This window comes from Bradyrhizobium sp. HKCCYLS20291, from assembly GCF_051167715.1.
GTDB lineage: Bacteria > Pseudomonadota > Alphaproteobacteria > Rhizobiales > Xanthobacteraceae > Bradyrhizobium.
In genome coordinates, this window is sequence record NZ_JBNPTO010000002.1 from 815,001 (window position 1) to 835,973 (window position 20,973).

Below are 20,973 nucleotides of genomic sequence, written 5' to 3' on the forward strand. Positions count from 1 at the left end.
GCCGACAGAGTCAGTGCTCGCTCTCCAGGCCGCCGACGTGCTTCTGGGTGTAGAGTTCCAGGCCGATGCGGCCGATCAGATCGAGCTGGGTCTCGAGGAAATCGATGTGATGCTCCTCGTCCTTCATCAGCTGCTCGAACAGATCGCGCGAGACGTAGTCCTTCACACCGTGGCAATAGGTGGCGGCTTCCTGATACAGCGCCCGCGCGCCGATCTCGGCGGCAAGGTCGCACTCGATGATCTCCTTGACGTTCTGGCCGATGCGCAAGGGATCGAGCACCTGCATGTTCGGGAAGCCGTCGAGGAAGAGGATGCGGTCGGTGAACTTGTCGGCGTGCTCCATCTCCTCGATGGACTCCTTGCGCCAGACCTTGGCCATCTCGAGAAGGCCCCAATTGTTCAGCAGCCGATAGTGCAGCCAATACTGGTTGATGGCAGTCAGCTCGCTGCGCAATCCCTTGTTGAGATATTCGATGACCTTGGGGTCGCCCTGCATAGATAAGCTCCGAAAAAGTTAGAGGCCGCAGGCGCTCAATAACAGGTTCAGAGTGCGGAGACGACCCCGTTCATGCGCATTTTCCGAGCGAAACGGGAGCGTTTGAAGGCAGACGCGCGTCAACAAGCCGCCAGCGCGAACCGGCTCTGAATGTCGTCCTCGGCCCTCTGGACGGCAGTAGCGGCATGGGAATGCGCGTGCTGGCAGCCGGTCTGACAGGCCCGCGCGCACGGACCCAACGCCTCATCAATGATCGTCTTGATCGTGCGCGCACAGCGGCCGCACTCCGCGCTGCACCCGAGACAGCCATAAACCTGCTTCGGGCTCCGCGGCAGTTCGTCCGCGGATGTCACCACCTTGCGGATGTCGTGATCACTAATGACGTTGCAGGAACAAACAATCATGAGAAACCGGCCAGTCGTCTTTGGTCAGCTATCGATAGTGATTGGCATATGCCCGCGCAAAGGGAAAACGGCGCTTTTGAAGCTATTCCAATCTCGTAGCTCATCTAGAACGAATCCAGGAATGCGACCTTGTCGCAGATCAAACTCGCTACGCGCTGGGCTCAATCGCCTCCGCCCCCGTCGCCTCCGCCTCCGTCCCCGCCGTCGGAACCGCCGCCATCAATGGGGTTGCCCATGACATCGCTCGCGGTATTGCTGAACCAGCCGGACGGGCCACCGGACTCCCAGGGCCACGAACCGCCCGAATCGGCCGCTGTCGTGTCGGCCACGCGCCGCCGTCCCCTCCAGTCTATGACGACCAGAAGCACGTAGCCGGCTCCCGCCGCTAGAAAGACCGCGACAGCAATTACCAAGGCACTCGGCATGGCAGCCCCGAATCTTTGCATTTTGTGCAAGGCAGCATTGAACGTAGCCTAGGCATGGGTCGTCCAATGGGACGAGCCCGTTCATTGATCATTCAAGCGGGATATGGGAACCTATCGCATGGCCTGTGCGCCATTCGCCGACCGGAGTGAAAGAGGTGAGGTCATGAAGAAGACTCTTGCGGCCATGGCCGCCTTGGCAACCCTGACGACTGCTGCAATAGCGCCCGCTCCGGCGGAAGCGCGTGGTGGTCGCGTAGCGGCCGGTGTTGCGGCCGGATTGCTCGGCGGCGCCCTCATTGGAGGAGCCATCGCGGCAGGCAGCAATCCCTACTATTACGGACCCGGCTATTCGTATGGACCTGGGTATTCCTACTATGGCGGGCCGGCCTATGTCGCCGATCCCGGCTATGCCTGCTACTGGCAGCGCCAGCGCTTCTGGGATGGCTATGGCTGGCGGATTCGCCGCGTGCGGGTGTGCGAGTGATCGTTCACCTTCATTAATTCCATGACCCTGCAGCGAAATTTCGGACACGCTGGCCGCGCTGGCCAGAAAAAGCCGTTTTTCGGTCCCATGGGGTCCGGAGGGTTTACGAAGGGTTGACGGATTCTCGTGTTTTCTCACGAAGCTGACGGCCCTTAATCGAGCGTAAAACTATCACCCACCCGGCGCCTGCCTCGGCGCTCCTCCAGGAGATCTTGGACCATGAAGAAGATCCTGACCGCGGTGCTTGCGGTTGCGACAATCGCCGGTTCGCTCAGCGTGACCGCACCGGCTGCGAAGGCTGGCGACGTCGGCGCCGGCGTTGCGGCCGGCCTGATCGGCGGCGCCCTGATCGGCGGCGCGATCGCGTCCAGCCGTCCGGCCTATGGCGGCCCGGTCTACGTCGAAGCTCCCCCGCCCGGCCCGCCGCCGTGCGTGTGGCGCCGTGAGCGCTATTGGGACGGCTACGGCTGGGTGTCGCGCCCGGTTCGCGTCTGCTACTGATCGAGACAACGCATTTCGATGCGGCAAGCCCGGCCCTGCGGCCGGGCTTTTTGCTGCCCCCATCCCGCACGCGCCAGCGCCTTCAGCGCGCGGCGTTGATCGCCTGCAGCACCGATTCGCTCGGCCAGCAATCGACCTTGAGGCCCGCTTTCTTCTGGAACGTGCCGAGCGCCGCACGGGTCTGCATCCCGGCCTTGCCGTCGAGCTTGTCGGCGTAGAGGCCGAGTCGCGTCAGCCCCTTCTGCATCGCCTCGACATCCTTGCTCCGCAACTGCTGGGACGCCGACCACGGCGTGGCGAACCCGGCCGGGCTGGTCATGCGATCAGCGAGATGGCCGACGAACAGCACGTAGAGGTCGGAGAAATTGTACTCCTTGATGACGAAGTAGTTTGCCGTCGTCAGGAATGCCGGACCGTAGATGCCCTCGGGCTGCAGCAGGGACGCCGGCTGCTGCTGCTCCGCCGCGCTCAGCCGCTGGCCGCGCACCGGGACGAAGCCGGATCGCAGCCACTCGGAGATCGGCTTCTTCACCTCGGGCACACCGCTCGTGCAATCGACATTAGCCGGCGGCTTGACCTCGTAGGCCCAGCGCACACCGCCTTGCCAGCCCTTGTTGGCGAGTTGCTTTGCCGCCGAGCCCAGGGCATCCGGCACCGAGTGCCAGAGATCGACCTTGCCGTCGCCGTCGAGATCCACACCGTGCTTGTAGTACTCCGAGGGTAGAAACTGGGTGAGGCCAACCGCGCCGCCCCACGACGCCCTGAGGTCGCGGCGCGACACCACACCATCGCTCAGCAGCTTCAGCGCCATGATGAACTCGGTGCGGTACTGGTCCTTGCGCCGCCCGACATAGGCCTGGGTCGCCAGCACGCGCAGCGCGTCATAGGGCAGCGCGTAGCGGCCGAAATCCGTCTCGCGGCCCCAGATCGCGAGCACGATCGGACCGGGCACGCCGAAGCGGCTTTCGATCTCGGCGAGCGCCGGACGATATTGCTGGATCAACGTCTGGCCATGCGCGGCCAGGCGAGAAATCGAGGCTTCCTTGATGTAGTCGGCCGGCACCTGCACGAACTCGGCCTGCGCCGGCGCGCCGGTCGCGGGGCGGCCGGGCAGCAGCAGATCGGGCAGTTTGTAGTCGGGCTCGAGTCCCCGGGTTTCGGCGTCAAACGCCGCACGCGAGACGCCCTGCTCCTTGGCTTCCGGCCAGAGCGAGGCCACGAACTGCGTGAAGGCGGCGTCGGCAGCGAGAGCATGACCGCCGCCGAGCCAACAAAACGAAACACCAACGATGACGAAGGTGCGCAAGCGGAATAACAGCTGTCGTGCCATCTGACAGGGCTATCACAGCCCACAGCACTTGTGAACGTCGCCAGTCCGCTGGAACTCAGCGCCTCAGTGCCCCGCCGCCCGCTTCGCGTCCTCGATCGCGGCATTCGAAATCTTGTCGACCACGGCAATGCCGATCGCCGACAGGATGAACACCGTATGGATGATGGTCTGCCACATCACGCCGGTCTCCGTGTAGGTCGACTTGCCCGACGACAGCGCGCCGGCCTCGATGAAGGTGCGTAGCAGGTGGATCGAAGAGATGCCGATGATGGCCATCGCCAGCTTGATCTTCAGAACGCTGGCATTGACGTGGCTGAGCCATTCCGGCTCGTCCGGATGACCCTGCAGATTGAGCCGCGACACGAACGTCTCATAGCCGCCGACGATCACCATCACCAGCAGGTTCGAGATCATGACAACGTCGATCAGGCCGAGCACCGCCAGCATGATCTGCTGCTCCGAGAAGTCGAAGGCGTGCGCGAACAGGTGCCAGAGCTCCTTGAGGAACAGCACGACGTAGACGCCCTGCGCGATGATCAACCCGACATAGAGCGGCAACTGCAGCCAGCGCGAGCCGAAGATCAGCATGGGAATGGGGCGCAGCGCTCCGCCCTTGGAGGACAGGGACGCGTCGGGGGAAGACATGATGGGGAATCTCGCGGCTGGGATGGAATGCGGAACGTCTATCTACGCAATCGCATAGCACGCGGAAGCGACAACACGTCGCAACGAAGGCGCGACGCTTTGTCCCGGATCGGAGACAGCGTCGCGCCTCGCCATTTGGCGAATCAGCGGGTCAGCTTCTTGTACTTGACCCGGTGCGGAATCACGCTGTCCTGGCCGAGCCGGCGCATCTTGTCCTTCTCGTAGTCCTGGAAGTTGCCCTCGAACCATTCGACGTGGCTGTCGCCCTCGAAGGCCAGCATGTGGGTCGCGATACGGTCGAGGAACCAGCGATCGTGGCTGATGATGACGGCGCAGCCGGCGAAATCCTCCAGCGCCTCTTCGAGCGCGCGCAGGGTATCGACGTCGAGATCGTTGGTCGGCTCGTCGAGCAGCAGCACGTTCGCGCCCGACTTCAGCATCTTGGCGAGATGCACGCGGTTGCGCTCACCGCCGGAGAGCGCGCCGACCTTCTTCTGCTGATCGGCGCCCTTGAAGTTGAACGACGAGCAATAGCCGCGCGAGTTCACTTCCTTCTTGCCGAGCAGGATCAGCTCGTTGCCGCCGGAGATTTCCTCCCACACCGTCTTGTTGCCGTCGAGCGCGTCGCGCGACTGGTCGACATAGCCGAGATGCACGGTCTCGCCGACGGTGATGGTGCCGGCATCGGGCTTCTCCTGGCCGGTGATCATACGGAACAGCGTGGTTTTGCCGGCGCCGTTCGGGCCGATCACGCCGACGATGCCGCCGGGCGGCAGCTTGAAGGTGAGATTGTCGATCAGCAGGCGGTCGCCGAAGCTCTTGGACAGGCCCTCGAAGTCGACGACGTTCTGGCCGAGCCGCTCGGCGACGGGAATGATGATCTGCGCGGTCTGGGTCTGCTTCTCGCTGGCCTTCTTGAGCAACTCCTCGTAGCGCTGGTAGCGCGCCTTGGACTTGGCCTGGCGGGCCTTCGGCGAGGCCGCGATCCACTCCTGCTCGCGCGACAGGGTGCGCTGGTGCGCGGCGTCCTCGCGGCCCTCCTGCTCCAGCCGCTTCTGCTTCTGCTGCAGCCAGGACGAGTAGTTGCCCTCGTAGGGGATGCCGCGGCCGCGGTCGAGCTCCAGGATCCAGCTGGTGACGTTGTCGAGGAAGTAGCGGTCGTGGGTGACGATCAGGATCGCGCCGGGATAGTTGCGCAGATGACCTTCGAGCCAAGACACCGATTCGGCATCGAGATGGTTGGTCGGCTCGTCCAGCAGCAGCAGTTCGGGCTGGTCGAGCAGCAGCTTGCAAAGGGCGACGCGGCGGCGCTCACCGCCGGAGAGCTTGCTGACATCGGCATCGTCGGGCGGACAACGCAGCGCGTCCATCGCCTGGTCGACCTTGCTGTCGAGATCCCAGAGGCCTTGCGCCTCGATCTCGTCCTGCAGCTTGGTCATCTCGTCGGCGGTTTCCTCGGAATAGTTCATCGCCAGCTCGTTGTAGCGATCGAGAATCGCCTTCTGCTTGCCGACGCCGAGCATGACGTTCTCACGCACAGTGAGCTTGGGATCGAGCTGGGGCTCCTGCTCGAGATAGCCGACGCGCGCGCCCTCGGCGACCCAGGCTTCGCCGGTGTAGTCCTTGTCGATGCCTGCCATGATCTTGAGCAGTGTCGACTTACCCGAGCCGTTGACGCCGAGCACGCCGATCTTGGCGTCGGGATAGAACGACAGGTGGATGTTATCGAGCACCTTGCGGGTCGGATAGGCCTTGGACAGGCCCTGCATGAAGTAGACGAACTGGCGCGCCATCGCGTGTCCCTCGAAACCTGCCGGAAATTTGCGGAAAATGGTTGCCGCTGATGTAACCGCGCGGTCCCCAAAGGGCAACCGGCGAGGCCGTCTGGGCGGCGACAATCACCGGGAGAATGACCGTCGGATCGGTCACAGTCGGGCCACACGCCCGCGGACGATTACGGGTCCCTCACCTTGTGTGCGGCCGATCACGACAATTGCAACCATCTTTTAATTAATTCGGCGGGACACTCGGTCTCGGCACGCAGAACCGCGCGCCCAAGCGGCACAAAGCCCGAGACGACAACAGCGAGAGCCCGTCATGGCCACCCTCACGTCAGCCTCCCTGCCCGCCCCAGCGGCAGAACGCCGAAACCGCACCGGCCTCCTGGACGAAGTCAGGAGCTTCTGGCGTGAATTCGCGACGCGCGCCTTCAATCCTTACCGGCCGGAACAGCATTACATGCGTGGTCCGGGCCCGGCATGGCGCGCCAAATACGGCAGCGATGCCGCGTTCCGCCTCAAGACCAACGTCGACTGATCTTTCGCTCCGTCCGCTCCGTGACGGCGCCTTGCGCCTTCCGCGCTTTGCGCGCAACCATGCTCCATTCCCAACGGCGTCGACGATCGCGCCGTTCCCCGATGAATGGAACTAGGCGATGACTCGGCTGCGCTGCGCAATCCTCGACGACTATTACGACACGACTCTCTCGCTGGCCGACTGGCCCCGGCTGGCCGGCAATGTGGACGTGACCGCCTTCACGCACCCGTTCGACGGCGAGGAAGCCGCGGCCAGCGCGTTGGCCGACGTCGATATCATTTGCGCGATGCGCGAGCGGACGCCGTTGCCACGCACCCTGATCGAGCGGCTGCCCAAGCTGAAGCTGCTCATCACCTCGGGCATGCGCAACGCTGCCATCGATATGGACGCCGCCAAAGGGCGCGGCATCGTCGTCTGCGGCACGCAATATGGCCGCGATCCCACCGCGCCGCTGACCATGGGCCTGATCCTGGAGCTGACCCGCAAAATCGGCCAGGAAAACGCCCGCATGCATGCCGGGCAGCCGTGGCAGGCGCTCGGCGGCGTCGAGATCGAGGGCAAGACGCTCGGCATCATCGGCCTCGGCAAGCTCGGCACCAAGATCGCCGGGCTCGCCAAGGCCTTCGGCATGAACGTGATCGCCTGGAGCCCCAACCTCACGCCGGAGCGCTGCCAGGAGGCGGGCGTCGGCTACGCGACCAAGGAGCAGTTGTTCGCGACCGCCGACGTAATCACCATCCACGTCGTGCTCAGCGAGCGCTCACGCGGACTGGTCGGGGCGGCCGACATCGCCCGGATGAAGCCGAGCGCCTATCTCGTCAACACTTCGCGCGCGCCGATCGTGGACGAGGCCGCACTGCTGCAGGCCCTGCGCGAGAAACGCATCGCCGGCGCCGGCCTCGACGTGTTCTCGGTGGAGCCGCTGCCGGCGGCGCACCCGCTGCGCGGGCTCGACAATGTCGTGCTGACGCCGCACCTCGGCTACGTCACCGAGGAAAGTTTCCGGGCGCATTATGGCCAGATGGTCGACTGCATCGCCGCCTGGCTCGACGGCACCGAGCCGCCGCGCCGGCTCGCCTGACCGTGGACAGCCCCAACGCAAAACACCCTCCGCAAGGAGGGTGTTTTGTATTTGGATCTCAGCCGTTCAGCGGATGGTCACCGGCGGCGGCAGCGGCTGCACCGCGGTCGGCTGATTGACGGGAACGGTGGCCTGCGCCTGAACCGGAGGCTGCCCGGACGCCGCAGCCGCCATGTTCTTCGCCGAGCCCGGAGGGGCTCCGCCCGGCATGACGACCACGCGGGTGCCGACCTTGACGCGGTCGAACAGGTCCGAGACGTCGTCGTTCAGCATGCCGATACAGCCCGAGGACACGAACTTGCCGATCGTCGACGGCTGGTTGGTGCCGTGGATGCGGTACACGGTCGAACCGAGATACATCGCCCGAGCGCCGAGCGGATTGCCCGGGCCACCGGCCATGAAGCGCGGCAGATAAGGCTGGCGCTCGATCATCTCGCTCGGCGGATACCAGTCCGGCCACTCGGTCTTCTTGGTGATCTTCTGGACGCCGGTCCAGGTGAAGCCCTCGCGGCCGACGCGGACGCCGTAGCGCATCGCCCGTCCGTTCCCGAGCACCAGATACAGATAGGTGTTCGGCGTATCGACGACGATCGTTCCCGGCGGCTCCTTGGTAACGAAGTCGACCTCCTGACGGCGCAGATTCGCCGGCAGCGGCGCCGGTGCCGCATCCGGCTGCTCTTCCGGCGGCAGCGCCGCCACCGTCATCGGCCGGTCGCCGGCCGGCGCCTGGACCGCGCCTGCGACGGGCGGAGCAGCATTGCCGACCACACCCGGCGGTCGCGGCGCGCCGGCATCACCGCCGGGCGCACCATTGCCATAGGCCTGCTGCCCGGAAGCCGGACGATCGGCATAGATCACGGCGGGCGGACCAGCCGGACGACCATAGCGCGGATCATCCGGAGACATCACTGGACCGGTCGGAGCAGCGCCGTAAACCGGAGCCGTGCCGGGACGCCCGTAGCGGGGATCGTCCGGTGACATCACCGGTCCGGTCGGCGCCGCGCCGTAGACGGGGCCATTGGCAGGACGGCGGTAGCGCGGATCGTCCGGCGACATCACGGGGCCGGGCGGCGGAAGAGCCGCGGAGTTGCCCGGCGCGTCCTCGTCGTCGAGCTCATCAAAATCAGGGTTCTGTCCGCGCACGTCGGCTGGATAGGGCGTAGGCTGCGGCGAATAGGCGCCCGGCGCCGTCTGATAGACCTGCTGTGCTCCAGCAGACGAGGCTGCCGCCACGCCCGCTGCCGCGACCGCGCAAACCGTCAGGATATGTCTGATCATCATCGCCCTTGCAGTATCCCCAAGCCGCCGATTGGGACCTTTGCCCTGCCAGATGGCCGAAGATAGCGGCGCATTCAAGACAATTCGGCCCAAGACGGTCCCATTTCGGCAATTTGTGATCATGTCACCGTCGTTGCACGGAAGTCTCATGCCGCCGAAAAAGTGCAGCGGAGCTGCGGCCGTGGCGTTCGGCGGCTCGATTTGGCGCGCGGGCGGGAACGCTTGCGGTATGGTGATCTCAGCCTGATTCGCGATGCACGGCAGAAGCCGGCACCGTCGCGAACGCGGCATTCCCTGTGATCACCGCGTTCCCTACTGGCTCTAAGGTCTCGGCAGTCCCGCTGCCGTGACGAGAGTTCCCGTCAATGCTTCCCGGCTTCCGTTTCCTCGTCGCCGCGATCGTCTGCTCCATCTCTCTCACCATCTTCGGCATGGGCGCCGCCGCCCTGTTGCGAGCCGCCCACGAGCAGTTCGCCAGCAACTCGTCCTGGCATCAGACCCAGGCGTCGGGTTTCACGGCGTTCCTGCCACCGGCCGAACCACCGCCGGTTCTGGCCGTGCTGCGCCTCGAGCCGGCCGCGCCTCCGCCACTGGCTCTCGCGGCGGCTCCTGCGGCCCCGGCCGAGCAGACGGACGTGCCGTCCGCCAGCGACAAGGCCGATGTGCCGCCGGCCGTCGAAGCGACGGCCGTGCCGACGCCATCGCTGCCGGCTGAAACGGTCGACACGGCCGCAACATCGGATCTGGTCCGACCAGCGGCAGATGAGCGTGCCGAAGCCTCCAAGGCCGCTCCCAGCATGGCGGACGCGAGCGCCTCGACGCCAGTGCTCGTCGAAAAGGCCTCCGACAAACCGCGGCTCGACACCACGCCCGATGCTCCGGCGCCTGCAACGGCGCCGGCCCCGAACGAGGCCACGATCGTTCCGGTCGCAGCATCACCTGCCCCGCAGGTGCTGGCGAGTGCCGATCCGGCCTCGACGACACAACCGGCCGCCGCACCGACGCCGGTCCCGGCCGTGCTGGATCCGATTGCAGCCAAGCTCGCCGCGCTGGCCGAGCAGCCGGTGCCGGAGAAGCCCGCCCTGAGCGAGCATCGCGCGTCGGTGAAGGTGGCCAGCGTCCAGTTGCGCCGGAGCGTGGTGAAGAAGCGCGCCCGCGAGAAGCATCTCGCTGCGCGCCGGGCCCAGCAGCGGCGCTATGCGCAGCGGGCCCGGGCGGCGCGCGAGGCCGCCGCACAACAGCAGCAGCAGTTCATGGATCCGTTCTCGCAGCCCTTCGCTCAACCGCAGCCGGTCGGACAGCAGGCGGCCGGGCCGCGGACGCGATAGAGGCTCCGCCGCTCAGGCGGGCCCGGTCGCGACCGGCGGACCGTTTTCGACGCCCCATTCCGACCAGGAGCCGTCGTAGAGCGCGGTGTCGCGGATGCCGAGACGATAGAGCGCCAGCGTCAGCACGGCGGCCGACACGCCCGAGCCGCACGACGTCACGATCGGCTTTGCGAGATCGACACCCGCGACGCCGAACGCCTTGCGCAATTCGTCCAGCGGCTTCATCTCGCCGGTCGCGGCGTTGAACAACTCCGCATAGGGCAGATTGCGGCTGCCCGGGATGTGACCCGAGCGCAGCCCCGGTCTCGGCTCCGCGACCTCGCCGGCAAACCGCGGCGCCTGGCGCGCGTCGATCACCTGCTCGGCGCCACCGGCGAGATTGGCAACCATCTGCTCGATCTTGCGCACGCGCGCCGCGTCGAAGCTTGCAAGATAGGTCCCCGCTGCGGGCGTCACCTGCCCGCTGTCGACCGGACGCCCCTCGGCGATCCACTTCTTCAGGCCGCCATCGAGCACGCGCACGTCCTGGTGGCCGAACGACAGAAACATCCACCACGCGCGCGGGCCGGCGACCCAGCCGCCGGAATCATACACCACCACCGTATCGGCATTGCTGACACCCAGCCGGGCGGCATCGCGGCCGAACTGCTCGGCGCTCGGATACATGTGCGGCAACAGATTGGAATGGTCGGAGACCTCGTCGACGTCGAAGAACACGGCGCCGGGAATGTGCGCCTTCAGGTAGTCGTCCTTCGGCAGCGGCAGGACGCCGGGCATCTTGAAGGTCGCATCGACCACCTTGACCTTGGGGTCGCCGAGATGCGCCGCGAGCCAGTCGGTGGTGACGAGCGGGTCGTTGGGGGTGGTCATGCGCAAACACTCCGAGCCGTAAATTCGACCGTCATCGCCGGACTTGATCCGGCGATCCATCTTGTCGAAGCGATGGACACGCGGGTCAAGCCCGCGCCTGACTGCAGGTTCAATCCTTCTTCTTCGGCGCCCACGCCTCGACCGGCCCGCCCGCCTCGCGCCAGGCGGCGAAGCCGCCGCCGATATGAGCGACCGGCCTCAGGCCCATGTCCTTGGCCGTCTTGGCCGCGAGCGCCGAGCGCAGGCCGCCGGCGCAGTGGAAGATGAAGGTCTTGTCCTGCTGGAAGATCGGCTTGGCATAAGGGCTCTGCGGATCGATCCAGAACTCGAGCATGCCGCGAGTGCAGGAGAACGCGCCGGGAATCTTGCCGTCGCGCTCGATCTCACGGGGATCGCGGATGTCGACGATGACGACATCGTCCCGCCTGGCGGCTTCGATGGCGTCAGCCGCGGAGAGCGTCTCGATCTCGGCACTGGCTTCGTCGATCAGCGCCTTGATGCCGCGGGTGATGATCTGGGGCATTCTCTAGCTTCCTCCCGGCAGTCATTCCGGGGCGATGCGCAGCATCGAACCCGGAATCTCAAAGTGGCAAGGCAATATCGAGATTCCGGGTTCGCCCTTCGGGCGCCCCGGAATGACAAGCATCAGCGCACCAGCTCCTTCATCGCCCCTTCCAGCCCTTCGATGGTGATCGGATACATGCGCTCGGAGAAGATGCGGCGGATGATGGTGGTGGACTCCGAATAGTCCCAGTGCTTCTGCGCCACCGGGTTGAGCCACACCGTGTGTGGATAGGTCCGGATGATCCGGTCGAGCCAGACCGAGCCCGGCTCCTCGTTGACGTGCTCGACCGAGCCGCCGGGCACCATGATCTCGTAAGGCGACATCGAGGCGTCGCCGACGAACACGACCTTGTAGTCGTGCGGGTACTTGTGCAGCACGTCCCAGGTCGGCGTGCGGTCGGTGAAGCGCCGCTTGTTCTGCTTCCACACGCCCTCATAGAGGCAATTGTGGAAGTAGAAATATTCCATGTGCTTGAATTCGCTCTTCGCCGCCGAGAACAGTTCTTCGACCTGCGCGATGTGCGAATCCATCGATCCGCCGATGTCGAAGAACACCAGCACCTTGACCGCATTGCGCCGCTCGGGCCGCATGTGCACGTCGAGATAGCCGTGATTGGCGGTCTCGCGGATCGTGGTGTCCAAGTCGAGTTCGTCGGGCGCGCCGGTGCGGGCGAACTTGCGCAGCCGGCGCAGCGCCACCTTGATGTTGCGGATGCCGAGTTCGACATTGCCGTCGAGATCCTTGAACTCGCGGCGGTCCCACACCTTCACGGCACGGTTGTTGCGATTCTTCTCCTGGCCGATGCGGACGCCTTCGGGGTTGTAGCCGTAGGCACCGAACGGCGAGGTGCCCGCCGTGCCGATCCACTTGCTGCCGCCCTGGTGACGCCCCTTCTGCTCTTCCAAGCGCTTCTTCAAGGTCTCCATGAGCTTGTCCCAGCCCATGGCCTCGATCTCTTTTTTCTCTTCCTCGGTGAGATATTTCTCGGCCAGCTTCTTCAGCCATTCCTCGGGGATCTCGGCCTTCTCCATCGCGTCGAGCAGGTTCTCGAGCCCCTTGAAAACGGTGCCGAACACGCGATCGAACTTGTCGAGATTGCGCTCGTCCTTCACCAGCGCCGTGCGCGACAAATAGTAGAAATTCTCGACCGAATGCTCGGCGAGATCGGCGTCGATGGCCTCCATCAGCGTGAGATATTCGCGCAGGGAGACCGGGACCTGCGCGTCGCGCAGTGCTGTGAAGAATTGCAGGAACATGCCCATTAGATCGCCCGGCCCGCAGGGCGCGTCAAGGGCTGCTCCTGGCGGCCGCCTGGACCGGCGGCCTTTTTGCTCTACAATCCCCGGAACAACACAGCGAATGGGGGTTGTCATGGGTATCATTGCAGCGCTGATCATCGGCGCCATCGCGGGCTGGCTGGCCGGGCTGGTCGTGCGCGGGGCCGGTTTTGGCCTGATCGGCAACATGGTCGTCGGCATCATCGGCGCATTGGTCGCGAGCTACGTGCTGCCGGAACTGCACATCGCGCTCGCCAGCGGCACTCTCGGGGCCATTCTGGACGCCACGATCGGCGCGGTGATCGTGCTCGTGATCCTCTCCTTGATCAGGCGCGCTTGATTATTTTCCCTTCCGATGGCAGCCATCATCTCAAAGTCGCAGCGGCCCCGGCCGCTGCGTAGCCACTCAACACAAGTTCGACCGACAAGCGAGGCGCGATGAAATTTACCGGCACCCAGGACTACGTCGCCACCGACGACCTCAAAGTGGCCGTCAACGCGGCGATCGTGCTCGAGCGCCCGCTGCTGGTGAAGGGCGAGCCGGGGACCGGCAAGACCGTGCTGGCCGAAGAGGTCGCGAAAGCCGTCAACGCGCCGCTGCTCACCTGGCACATCAAGTCGACCACCAAGGCCCAGCAGGGCCTCTACGAATATGACGCCGTGTCGCGGCTGCGCGACAGCCAGCTCGGCGACGCCAGGGTCTCCGACATCAAGAACTACATCAAGCGCGGCAAGCTGTGGGAGGCCTTCACCGCCGAGCAGCGGCCGGTGCTGCTGATCGACGAGATCGACAAGGCCGATATCGAGTTTCCGAACGACCTGCTGCTCGAGCTCGACCGGATGGAATTCCACGTCTACGAGACCAACGAGACCATCAAGGCCAAGCTGCGCCCGATCGTGATCATCACGTCGAACAACGAGAAGGAATTGCCCGACGCCTTCCTGCGCCGCTGCTTCTTCCACTACATCAAGTTCCCCGACCCGGACACGATGGGCCGGATCGTCGACGTGCACTTCCCGAACATCAAGAAGCGGATGGTCGAGGAGTCGCTGCGGATCTTCTTCGAGGTCCGCGACGTGCCCGGCCTGAAGAAGAAGCCGTCGACGTCCGAGTTGCTCGACTGGCTCAAGCTGCTGCTCAACGAGGACATCGGCCCCGAGCAGCTGCGTGAGCGCGATCCGCGCAAGCTGATCCCGCCGCTGCATGGCGCGCTGCTCAAGAACGAGCAGGACGTGCACCTGTTCGAGCGACTGGCCTTCCTGAGCCGGCGAGAGGTCTGACAAAGCCCCCTTGTAACTCGACCGGGCAAGGACCCGCATCGGCCGTGCGCTCATCGTCCGGCCATGCGGTGAAGCGCACGGATGATCCCGTCGACCGCGATCGGCTTCTCGCAGCGGAGAATCTTCGAGAAGCGGTCCGGGATGATGGATTCGTCGTAGCCCGTCGTGAACACGAACGGGACGTCGCGCTCGATCAGCAGGTCGGCGACCGGGAACGCCATCTCGCCGCGCAGATTGACGTCGAGAACGGCGCCGTCGATTCGCGCCTCGCGCTTCGCGAGGGCGAGCGCATCCGCAACCGTGCCGACTGGACCCAGAACCTTGGCCCCGGCATCGCCGATTTCACAGCGCAACTCGTCGGCAAGCATGTACTCGTCCTCGACGACGAGGATGAGACGATCATTCAGCGGGCGTTCGAGCATGCTCATCGCGCTCCGGCGCGTTCTCGTGGCCCGCGCCATGGGAAGTTCGCCCCACCGAGAGGCGGAGGCGCCGCACGACCGACATCCTGACGCTCGTTCACTTGCTGTCCCTTTTTGTGCTTCGTAGAGAGAACAGCCAATCGCGCCAAGCGCGCGCCCGGCCACCCCGACCAGCAAAGATAGAACGCGGCGCGAGCATGAGGGTTCCCGTCGGCGGGAACCTTCCACAGGCCGAGCGGAACATGGGACAAGCGGCCGTCCGGCGCTCGACGCGCCGGCCCGGGCTTGTTATGCGCCACCCTCTGCGAGACGCGCGTTCGAGTCGGGGCACATGACGATTGCAATCGAGATGGGGCAGACGGCGGCAGGCGCGCCTGCGGCCCTCGACCTCGAAGAACTCCTGGCGACCCGGCTCCTCGTGCAAGGCAATTCCGGCTCCGGCAAGTCGCATCTGCTGCGACGGCTGCTCGAGCAGAGCGCACCTTGGGTGCAGCAGACGATCATCGATCCCGAAGGTGACTTCGTCACCCTCGCCGAGCGCTTCGGCCATCTCGTCATTGAGGCCGAGGACCACACCGAGCGCGCCTTGCAGGTCGCCGGCGAACGGGCGCGAATCCATCGCGTGTCCACGGTGCTCAATCTTGAGGGGCTCGACGCCGAGAACCAGATGCGACGCGCGGCCGCGTTCCTGAACGGCCTGTTCGAAATCTCCCGCGACCATTGGTACCCGATGCTGGTCGTGGTCGACGAGGCGCAGCTGTTCGCCCCGGCCGTCGCCGGCGAGGTGTCCGACGAGGCCCGCAAGGCCTCGCTCGGCGCGATGACCAACCTGATGTGCCGCGGCCGCAAGCGCGGGCTGGCCGGCGTGATCGCGACGCAGCGGCTCGCCAAGCTCGCCAAGAACGTCGCCGCCGAGGCCTCGAACTTCCTGATGGGCAGGACCTTCCTCGACATCGACATGGCCCGCGCCGCCGACCTGCTCGGCATGGAGCGGCGCCAGGCGGAGGCGTTCCGCGACCTCGAGCGCGGCCAGTTCATGGCGCTCGGCCCGGCACTGTCGCGCCGTCCGCTCGGCCTGCGCATCGGGCCTACCGACACCAAGCCGCGCAACGCGACGCCGCGGCTGATGCCGCTGCCGGAGGCCTCGCTCGAGGACGCCCGCGCCGTCATCCTGGCTGCGCCGCCGCCCGAGACCAACGCGCGGCCGCAGCGCAGGCCGCAGCCCGAGTTGCTCGACCAGCTGATGGCGGCGAAGTCGGCCGCGCTGGAGCTGCGTCCCGAGCCGCCGGCGCCCGCGGTCAGCGAGGAGGAGCTCGCCGAGCGCCGCGCCCGCGTCGAGCGCGTGCTGCGTGCCGTGCTGGCCGAGCCCGACGCCGGCTTCCGCGCCGTCGGCGTGCTCTACCAGGAGTTCGTCGTCCGCTGCCGCATCGCGGGGCTGGGCACAGCCGTACCCGACCTCAACGAATTCCGCCGCATGCTCACCCGCGCCCGTGCCGGGCTGGGCGGCGACGAGACCGCCGACGACGCCGGCTGGCAGGACGCCAGCTTGCGCGCGTCGCTGCTGCCCGAGGACATGCAGGGTGTGTTCATGATGATCGCCCGGGCCGCCAAGGACGGCCGTCCCTGCCCGAGCGATGCTGCGATTGCTCGTGCCTATGGCTCGCATTCGCTGCGCCGGGCGCAGCGCCTGCTGACCTATATCGAGGACCAGGGCCTGATCGTCTGCCAGCTCGACGGCGCCGGCCGCCGCATCGTCACCCTGGTCGAGCTCGCCTGGGCCACCGCCCCCGGCGATCCCAACGCCGACGACGCGGCCGAGCAAGGCTGCCTCAACTCGCAGGCTTGATCGCGCCTTTGAAGCCGGGGAACAATATGCCGGCCCCGCCCTTGCGCCAGCGTTGAAAAGCTGAATGATCCGTCCGGTTTGCGATGCCGGAAGGCCGGGCCGGCCGCAGGGCGGATGCGTTGCATTGTTGAGGATGGTTCGCAAATGCCAACGTTGACGGTGCAAGCGGCGGGCCTGCCGGAGGCGCCGGGGTGGTTCTGGCTGTATGTCGCGTCCAACGCGATCATCGCCTGCGCCTTCTTCACGATCTCCGCCGTCATCGCTCTCTACCTGTGGCGACGCTGGAAAGAGGTCATGTTCCGCGGCGCCCTGGCCGCGCTCGGGGTGTTCGTGGCGCTGTTCGGCCTCACGCGTCTGCTCTCGATCCTCGATCTCTGGGTGTCGGACGTCAGAGTCGAGAGCCTCGTCTACGCCCTTCTCGCCGTGATCTCGGTCGTGGTCATCGCGGCCATGATTCAGATGCTGCGCCAGATCCTGGTACTGCCGACGCGTATCGTGCTGCAAAGGGCCTACGAACGGTTGGAGGAAGAAATCCGGCAGCGTCGCGCCGCCGAGGCGATGGTACAGCGATTCCAGGAGATCGAGGCCACCGAGGCCCAGGTGCGGCAGGCGCAGAAGATGGAGGCGATCGGCCAGCTCACGGGCGGCGTCGCACACGACTTCAACAACATCCTGACCGTCATCACCGGCACGATCGAGATCCTCGCCGATGCGGTCAAGGACAAGCCGCAGCTTGCCGGCATCGCCAGCATGATCAGCGCCGCCGCCGAGCGCGGCGCCGACCTCACGCGACACCTGCTCGCCTTCTCGCGCCGGCAGCCGCTGCAGCCGCGCGCCACCGACATCAATGCCCTCGTGGTCGACGCAGGCCGCCTGCTCCGCCCGACGCTCGGCGAGCAGATCGAGATCGAGTCGATGCTGGCCCACGACAGCGCGCCGGCGCTGATCGATCCGAGCCAGCTCTCGACCGCGATCCTCAACCTGGCCCTGAACGCGCGCGACGCGATGCCTGACGGAGGCAAGCTGACCCTGGAGACGAAGAACGTCACCCTCGACGAGGACTATGCCCAGCTGAACCGCGAGGCCAAGCCCGGGAGCTACGTCATGATCGCGGTCAGCGACACCGGCCAGGGGATTGCCGCCGCGCTGCTCGACAAGGTGTTCGAGCCGTTCTTCACCACCAAGGATGTCGGCAAGGGCTCGGGCCTCGGGCTGAGCATGGTGTATGGCTTCGTCAAACAATCCAACGGTCACGTCAAGATCTACAGCGAGGAAGGCCACGGCACCACCGTGAAGCTCTATCTGCCGCGCGCGGCGAGCGCGCCGGAGCTGCCTGTCGCCGACAGCGGACGACCGGCGGTGGCGCGCGGCGACGAGACCATCCTGATCGTCGAGGACGATGCGCTGGTGCGCGACTACGTCGTCACGCAGGTGCGCCGGCTCGGCTATCGCACCCTGTCCGCCAGCAATGCCGCCGAGGGCCTCGCGCTGATCGACAGCAACGAGCGCATCGACCTGTTGTTCACCGACGTCATCATTCCCGGCGGCATGAATGGCCGCAAGCTCGCCATCGAGGCCGACAAGCGCCGTCCCGGGCTGAAGGTGCTCTACACCTCGGGCTACACCGAGAATGCCATCGTACATCACGGCCGCCTCGACGCCGACGTGCTGCTGCTCGCCAAGCCGTATGTCAGCGCCGATCTCGCGCGCATGATCAGGACGGCAATCGAGGCTTGAGGCCGAGGCCCTCGCGCACGTAGCGAGCGCTTGTCCGGGACGAGGGCGGAGGAGTTGGTTCGCGGTGTGAGCGAGCACACATGCGTGTCCCGATTGGCCACCACAGCCACCACACGAACAGTGTCGTCCCGGGCAAGAGCCGACGAAACGGCCGAGCAAGGCCTCCTCAACCTTTCCGCATGACTTCGACTCCGCACAACCACGGCGATAGAATTGCCGCGCTCTTGCGTCGGAGCCGAAAAGCTGAATGATCCGGTCGGTTTGAGGCGGCGATGGGCCGGTTCGGTCCCGTGCTGGGCGTGTTGCGTTGTTGAGGGTGTTTTGAGTATGCCGAGGTTGACGCCGCTGGCAGTGGATGTGCTGGGCGCGACGGGGTTGATCTGGCTGCAGGCCGCCTCCCACGCCATCATCGCCTGCGCCTTCTTCACGATCGCCTTCGTGATCGGCCTGTTCCTGTGGCGGCGCTGGCGCGACGTGATGTTTCGCGGAATCGTGGCGGGGCTTGCGATCTGGGTCGTCATCGGCGGCACTGGCTGGCTTCTGTCGGTGATCGATCTCTGGGTCCCGGTCCCGTCGCTCACGATCGCCATCGATTTTCTTCAGGCGCTGATGGCGCTCAGCGTCATCGCCACCATGCTCAAGATCATGCCGCGGCTCTTGGTGCTGCCGACCCGCATCACTCTGCAGAAGGCTTACGCCCAGCTCGAGGAGGAGATCCGGCAGCGCCGCGCCGCCGAAGCGATGGTGCGGCGATTCCAGGAGATCGAGGCCAGTGAGGCCCAGGTCCGCCAGGCGCAGAAGATGGAGGCGATCGGCCAGCTCACCGGCGGCGTCGCACACGACTTCAACAACATTCTGACCGTCATCACCGGCACGATCGAGATCCTCGCCGATGCGGTCAAGGACAGGCCGCAGCTTGCCGGCATCGCCAACATGATCAGCTCCGCGGCCGAGCGCGGCGCCGACCTGACACGGCACCTGCTCGCCTTCTCGCGCCGGCAGCCGCTGCAGCCGCGCGCCACCGACATCAACACCCTCGTGGTCGATGCGGCTCGCCTGCTGCGCCCGACCCTTGGCGAGCAGATCGAGATCGAGTCGATGCTGGCCGATGACAGCGCGCCGGCGCTGATCGATCCGAGCCAGCTCTCGACCGCGATCCTGAACCTCGCGCTGAACGCGCGCGATGCGATGCCTGATGGCGGCAAGCTGACGCTGGAGACCAAGAACGTCAGCCTCGACGAGGACTACGCCCAGCTCAATAGCGAAGCCAAGCCGGGGAGCTACGTCATGATCGCGGTCAGCGACACCGGCCAGGGCATTGCCGCCGCAGTGCTCGACAAGGTGTTCGAGCCGTTCTTCACCACCAAGGACGTCGGCAAGGGCTCCGGCCTCGGGCTGAGCATGGTGTATGGCTTCGTCAAGCAGTCCAACGGTCACGTCAAGATCTATAGCGAGGAAGGCCACGGCACCACCGTGAAGCTCTATCTGCCGCGCGCCGCGAGCGCGCCGGAATTGCCTGCCGCAGACAGTGGACGACCGGCCGTGGCGCGCGGCGACGAGACCATCCTGATCGTCGAGGACGATGCGCTGGTGCGCGACTACGTCGTCACGCAGGTGCACCGGCTCGGCTATCGCACTTTGTCCGCCAGCAATGCCGCCGAGGGTCTCGCGCTGATCGACAGCCGGGAGCGTATCGACCTGCTGTTCACCGACGTCATCATCCCCGGCGGCATGAACGGCCGCCAGCTTGCCATCGAGGCCGAAAAGCGCCGCCCCGGGCTGAAGGTGCTCTACACCTCCGGCTACACCGAGAATGCCATCGTGCATCACGGCCGCCTCGACGCCGACGTGCTGCTGCTCGCCAAGCCATATGTCAGCGCCGATCTCGCGCGGATGATCCGAACGGCGATCGAGGCTTGAGGCCTTGCCCGTGCGCGCGTCGCGCGCTGTTGCGGGATGACGGTGAGGGTGTGGCTGGCCGTGTTGGTATCCATCGGCATGCGTCCCGGTTTGCCAACACCGCTCACCACACAAACAGTGTCATCCCGGGCAAGGCCACCAACGCGAGAGCGTTGGTGGCCGCCGACCCGGGATCCATACGCCGTGCAGAATGTGGCTGGGCGAGATGGAGCGGCCATCGTGCCTCATATGTCTTCCTGTGGTTATGGATCCCGGATCTGCGCGCGCGTGCCGCGCGCTTGTCCGGGATGACGGCGGAGGATGTGGTTGGTACTTCGCCGGTGAGGCACGACATCATTGAGACTCGACATCAAAGACACACGACATCGCCTTCCCGCGGCACGGCGTGCCCGAGTGATGCTTTCGTCCTGTCCCTCCAAACAACGAGAGGGCGCGGAGAAGGCCGGGAGCCTGCCGCCCCCATGGCCCGCCTGCAGAAAAAAATGCAGGCGGCAGGTACCACAGGTTCGGCTGGGACATCCCGGCCTTCCCCGCGCGACTGGTTTTAACGGTGTCCTTCGTGCTCTCCCTGGGGATCGGCTGTCTTGCCCCCATCGCCCGCGCGTGCCGTCAAGCAACGATCACGGACTTGACCTCAGCGTCGAGAGGCCAGGACCACACGACTTCTCCGTCCGCGTCGACCGCGCTCGTCAAGCGCAACCGCCACGTCCATCGCAGCCCACCTCACGTTCGTGACGACGCGTACGTCCCTCTGCTCGAGGCGGGTT

At 65.8% G+C, this 20,973-nt stretch carries 20 protein-coding genes; 10 read left to right on the top strand and 10 right to left on the bottom strand.

From position 1 onward, the window contains the following. Window positions 1-10: 10 nt before the first annotated feature. Both bfr and ACQR07_RS07870 read right to left on the bottom strand, forming a co-directional pair. Window positions 11-496: a bacterioferritin gene (gene bfr, locus ACQR07_RS07865; protein ID WP_434901724.1), complete on the bottom strand. Its 486-nt coding sequence runs from the start codon at window positions 494-496 to the stop codon at window positions 11-13. Between the two features lie 119 nt (window positions 497-615). Further along, window positions 616-900, bottom strand: coding sequence for a (2Fe-2S)-binding protein (locus ACQR07_RS07870; protein ID WP_434901725.1), 285 nt, complete (start codon window positions 898-900; stop codon window positions 616-618). A 588-nt stretch (window positions 901-1,488) separates the two neighbouring features. Here ACQR07_RS07870 and ACQR07_RS07875 point away from each other — a divergent pair. Then, the gene (locus ACQR07_RS07875; RefSeq protein WP_434901726.1) at window positions 1,489-1,809 is read left to right on the top strand and encodes a hypothetical protein; all 321 of its coding nucleotides are present in this window, start codon (window positions 1,489-1,491) and stop codon (window positions 1,807-1,809) included. A 219-nt stretch (window positions 1,810-2,028) separates the two neighbouring features. After that, entirely contained in the window at window positions 2,029-2,310 is a 282-nt protein-coding gene (locus ACQR07_RS07880) for a hypothetical protein (protein ID WP_008964967.1), read from the top strand. Between the two features lie 82 nt (window positions 2,311-2,392). Here the strand turns inward: ACQR07_RS07880 and ACQR07_RS07885 are convergent, their stop codons facing one another. The 3 genes from ACQR07_RS07885 to ettA all read right to left on the bottom strand — a co-directional run bounded on the left by ACQR07_RS07885 (window position 2,393) and on the right by ettA (window position 6,078). Next, window positions 2,393-3,640, bottom strand: a complete 1,248-nt coding sequence (locus ACQR07_RS07885; RefSeq protein ID WP_434901727.1) for a lytic murein transglycosylase — start codon at window positions 3,638-3,640, stop codon at window positions 2,393-2,395. A gap of 63 nt (window positions 3,641-3,703) precedes the next feature. Then, the gene (locus tag ACQR07_RS07890; RefSeq protein ID WP_434901728.1) at window positions 3,704-4,285 is read right to left on the bottom strand and encodes a TIGR00645 family protein; all 582 of its coding nucleotides are present in this window, start codon (window positions 4,283-4,285) and stop codon (window positions 3,704-3,706) included. 143 nt (window positions 4,286-4,428) lie between these two features. Continuing rightward, a complete protein-coding gene (gene ettA / locus ACQR07_RS07895) occupies window positions 4,429-6,078 on the bottom strand; it encodes an energy-dependent translational throttle protein EttA (protein ID WP_434871141.1) in 1,650 nt (549 codons plus the stop codon). A 304-nt stretch (window positions 6,079-6,382) separates the two neighbouring features. Here ettA and ACQR07_RS07900 point away from each other — a divergent pair, with 304 nt between their 5' ends. Both ACQR07_RS07900 and ACQR07_RS07905 read left to right on the top strand, forming a co-directional pair. Continuing rightward, window positions 6,383-6,601 carry a hypothetical protein gene (locus tag ACQR07_RS07900; RefSeq protein WP_434901729.1) on the top strand — a complete coding sequence of 73 codons (219 nt, stop codon included), beginning with the start codon at window positions 6,383-6,385 and terminating at the stop codon, window positions 6,599-6,601. Between the two features lie 118 nt (window positions 6,602-6,719). Further along, on the top strand, window positions 6,720-7,682 hold the full coding sequence (locus tag ACQR07_RS07905) for a D-2-hydroxyacid dehydrogenase family protein (protein ID WP_434901730.1): 963 nt from the start codon (window positions 6,720-6,722) through the stop codon (window positions 7,680-7,682). 66 nt (window positions 7,683-7,748) lie between these two features. Here ACQR07_RS07905 and ACQR07_RS07910 read toward each other — a convergent pair whose 3' ends face one another. Further along, on the bottom strand, window positions 7,749-8,963 hold the full coding sequence (locus ACQR07_RS07910) for a L,D-transpeptidase family protein (protein ID WP_434901731.1): 1,215 nt from the start codon (window positions 8,961-8,963) through the stop codon (window positions 7,749-7,751). 362 nt (window positions 8,964-9,325) lie between these two features. Between ACQR07_RS07910 and ACQR07_RS07915 the strand changes: the two genes are divergently transcribed. Next, entirely contained in the window at window positions 9,326-10,288 is a 963-nt protein-coding gene (locus ACQR07_RS07915; protein ID WP_434901732.1) for a hypothetical protein, read from the top strand. A 12-nt stretch (window positions 10,289-10,300) separates the two neighbouring features. Here ACQR07_RS07915 and sseA read toward each other — a convergent pair whose 3' ends face one another. From sseA to ACQR07_RS07930, 3 genes are all read right to left on the bottom strand, one after another. After that, window positions 10,301-11,158 (bottom strand): 3-mercaptopyruvate sulfurtransferase, encoded by an 858-nt coding sequence (sseA, locus tag ACQR07_RS07920; RefSeq protein WP_434901733.1) that lies wholly within the window; start codon window positions 11,156-11,158, stop codon window positions 10,301-10,303. Window positions 11,159-11,267: 109 nt separating this feature from the next. Then, window positions 11,268-11,681, bottom strand: coding sequence for a rhodanese-like domain-containing protein (locus tag ACQR07_RS07925; RefSeq protein ID WP_434901734.1), 414 nt, complete (start codon window positions 11,679-11,681; stop codon window positions 11,268-11,270). Between the two features lie 122 nt (window positions 11,682-11,803). Next, on the bottom strand, window positions 11,804-12,979 hold the full coding sequence (locus ACQR07_RS07930) for a vWA domain-containing protein (RefSeq protein WP_434901735.1): 1,176 nt from the start codon (window positions 12,977-12,979) through the stop codon (window positions 11,804-11,806). 115 nt (window positions 12,980-13,094) lie between these two features. Between ACQR07_RS07930 and ACQR07_RS07935 the strand changes: the two genes are divergently transcribed. Both ACQR07_RS07935 and ACQR07_RS07940 read left to right on the top strand, forming a co-directional pair. Then, complete coding sequence (locus ACQR07_RS07935) at window positions 13,095-13,340, top strand: GlsB/YeaQ/YmgE family stress response membrane protein (protein WP_434901736.1); 246 nt, start codon at window positions 13,095-13,097, stop codon at window positions 13,338-13,340. A gap of 98 nt (window positions 13,341-13,438) precedes the next feature. Further along, complete coding sequence (locus tag ACQR07_RS07940; protein ID WP_434901737.1) at window positions 13,439-14,281, top strand: AAA family ATPase; 843 nt, start codon at window positions 13,439-13,441, stop codon at window positions 14,279-14,281. A gap of 50 nt (window positions 14,282-14,331) precedes the next feature. Here the strand turns inward: ACQR07_RS07940 and ACQR07_RS07945 are convergent, their stop codons facing one another. Continuing rightward, on the bottom strand, window positions 14,332-14,703 hold the full coding sequence (locus ACQR07_RS07945) for a response regulator (protein ID WP_434901777.1): 372 nt from the start codon (window positions 14,701-14,703) through the stop codon (window positions 14,332-14,334). A 331-nt stretch (window positions 14,704-15,034) separates the two neighbouring features. Between ACQR07_RS07945 and ACQR07_RS07950 the strand changes: the two genes are divergently transcribed. The 3 genes from ACQR07_RS07950 to ACQR07_RS07960 all read left to right on the top strand — a co-directional run bounded on the left by ACQR07_RS07950 (window position 15,035) and on the right by ACQR07_RS07960 (window position 20,206). Continuing rightward, window positions 15,035-16,549: a helicase HerA domain-containing protein gene (locus ACQR07_RS07950; protein WP_434901738.1), complete on the top strand. Its 1,515-nt coding sequence runs from the start codon at window positions 15,035-15,037 to the stop codon at window positions 16,547-16,549. 144 nt (window positions 16,550-16,693) lie between these two features. Then, complete coding sequence (locus ACQR07_RS07955; RefSeq protein WP_434901739.1) at window positions 16,694-18,286, top strand: ATP-binding protein; 1,593 nt, start codon at window positions 16,694-16,696, stop codon at window positions 18,284-18,286. 447 nt (window positions 18,287-18,733) lie between these two features. Continuing rightward, window positions 18,734-20,206: an ATP-binding protein gene (locus ACQR07_RS07960; RefSeq protein WP_434901778.1), complete on the top strand. Its 1,473-nt coding sequence runs from the start codon at window positions 18,734-18,736 to the stop codon at window positions 20,204-20,206. The last annotated feature ends 767 nt before the right edge of the window (window positions 20,207-20,973 follow it).

Coding starts and splice junctions, on each gene's coding strand:
- bfr (WP_434901724.1), bottom strand. CDS start 496: ATGCAGGGCGACCCCAAGGTCATCGAATATCTCAACAAGGGATTGCGC.
- ACQR07_RS07870 (WP_434901725.1), bottom strand. CDS start 900: ATGATTGTTTGTTCCTGCAACGTCATTAGTGATCACGACATCCGCAAG.
- ACQR07_RS07875 (WP_434901726.1), top strand. CDS start 1,489: ATGAAGAAGACTCTTGCGGCCATGGCCGCCTTGGCAACCCTGACGACT.
- ACQR07_RS07880 (WP_008964967.1), top strand. CDS start 2,029: ATGAAGAAGATCCTGACCGCGGTGCTTGCGGTTGCGACAATCGCCGGT.
- ACQR07_RS07885 (WP_434901727.1), bottom strand. CDS start 3,640: ATGGCACGACAGCTGTTATTCCGCTTGCGCACCTTCGTCATCGTTGGT.
- ACQR07_RS07890 (WP_434901728.1), bottom strand. CDS start 4,285: ATGTCTTCCCCCGACGCGTCCCTGTCCTCCAAGGGCGGAGCGCTGCGC.
- ettA (WP_434871141.1), bottom strand. CDS start 6,078: ATGGCGCGCCAGTTCGTCTACTTCATGCAGGGCCTGTCCAAGGCCTAT.
- ACQR07_RS07900 (WP_434901729.1), top strand. CDS start 6,383: ATGGCCACCCTCACGTCAGCCTCCCTGCCCGCCCCAGCGGCAGAACGC.
- ACQR07_RS07905 (WP_434901730.1), top strand. CDS start 6,720: ATGACTCGGCTGCGCTGCGCAATCCTCGACGACTATTACGACACGACT.
- ACQR07_RS07910 (WP_434901731.1), bottom strand. CDS start 8,963: ATGATGATCAGACATATCCTGACGGTTTGCGCGGTCGCGGCAGCGGGC.
- ACQR07_RS07915 (WP_434901732.1), top strand. CDS start 9,326: ATGCTTCCCGGCTTCCGTTTCCTCGTCGCCGCGATCGTCTGCTCCATC.
- sseA (WP_434901733.1), bottom strand. CDS start 11,158: ATGACCACCCCCAACGACCCGCTCGTCACCACCGACTGGCTCGCGGCG.
- ACQR07_RS07925 (WP_434901734.1), bottom strand. CDS start 11,681: ATGCCCCAGATCATCACCCGCGGCATCAAGGCGCTGATCGACGAAGCC.
- ACQR07_RS07930 (WP_434901735.1), bottom strand. CDS start 12,979: ATGTTCCTGCAATTCTTCACAGCACTGCGCGACGCGCAGGTCCCGGTC.
- ACQR07_RS07935 (WP_434901736.1), top strand. CDS start 13,095: ATGGGTATCATTGCAGCGCTGATCATCGGCGCCATCGCGGGCTGGCTG.
- ACQR07_RS07940 (WP_434901737.1), top strand. CDS start 13,439: ATGAAATTTACCGGCACCCAGGACTACGTCGCCACCGACGACCTCAAA.
- ACQR07_RS07945 (WP_434901777.1), bottom strand. CDS start 14,703: ATGCTCGAACGCCCGCTGAATGATCGTCTCATCCTCGTCGTCGAGGAC.
- ACQR07_RS07950 (WP_434901738.1), top strand. CDS start 15,035: ATGACGATTGCAATCGAGATGGGGCAGACGGCGGCAGGCGCGCCTGCG.
- ACQR07_RS07955 (WP_434901739.1), top strand. CDS start 16,694: ATGCCAACGTTGACGGTGCAAGCGGCGGGCCTGCCGGAGGCGCCGGGG.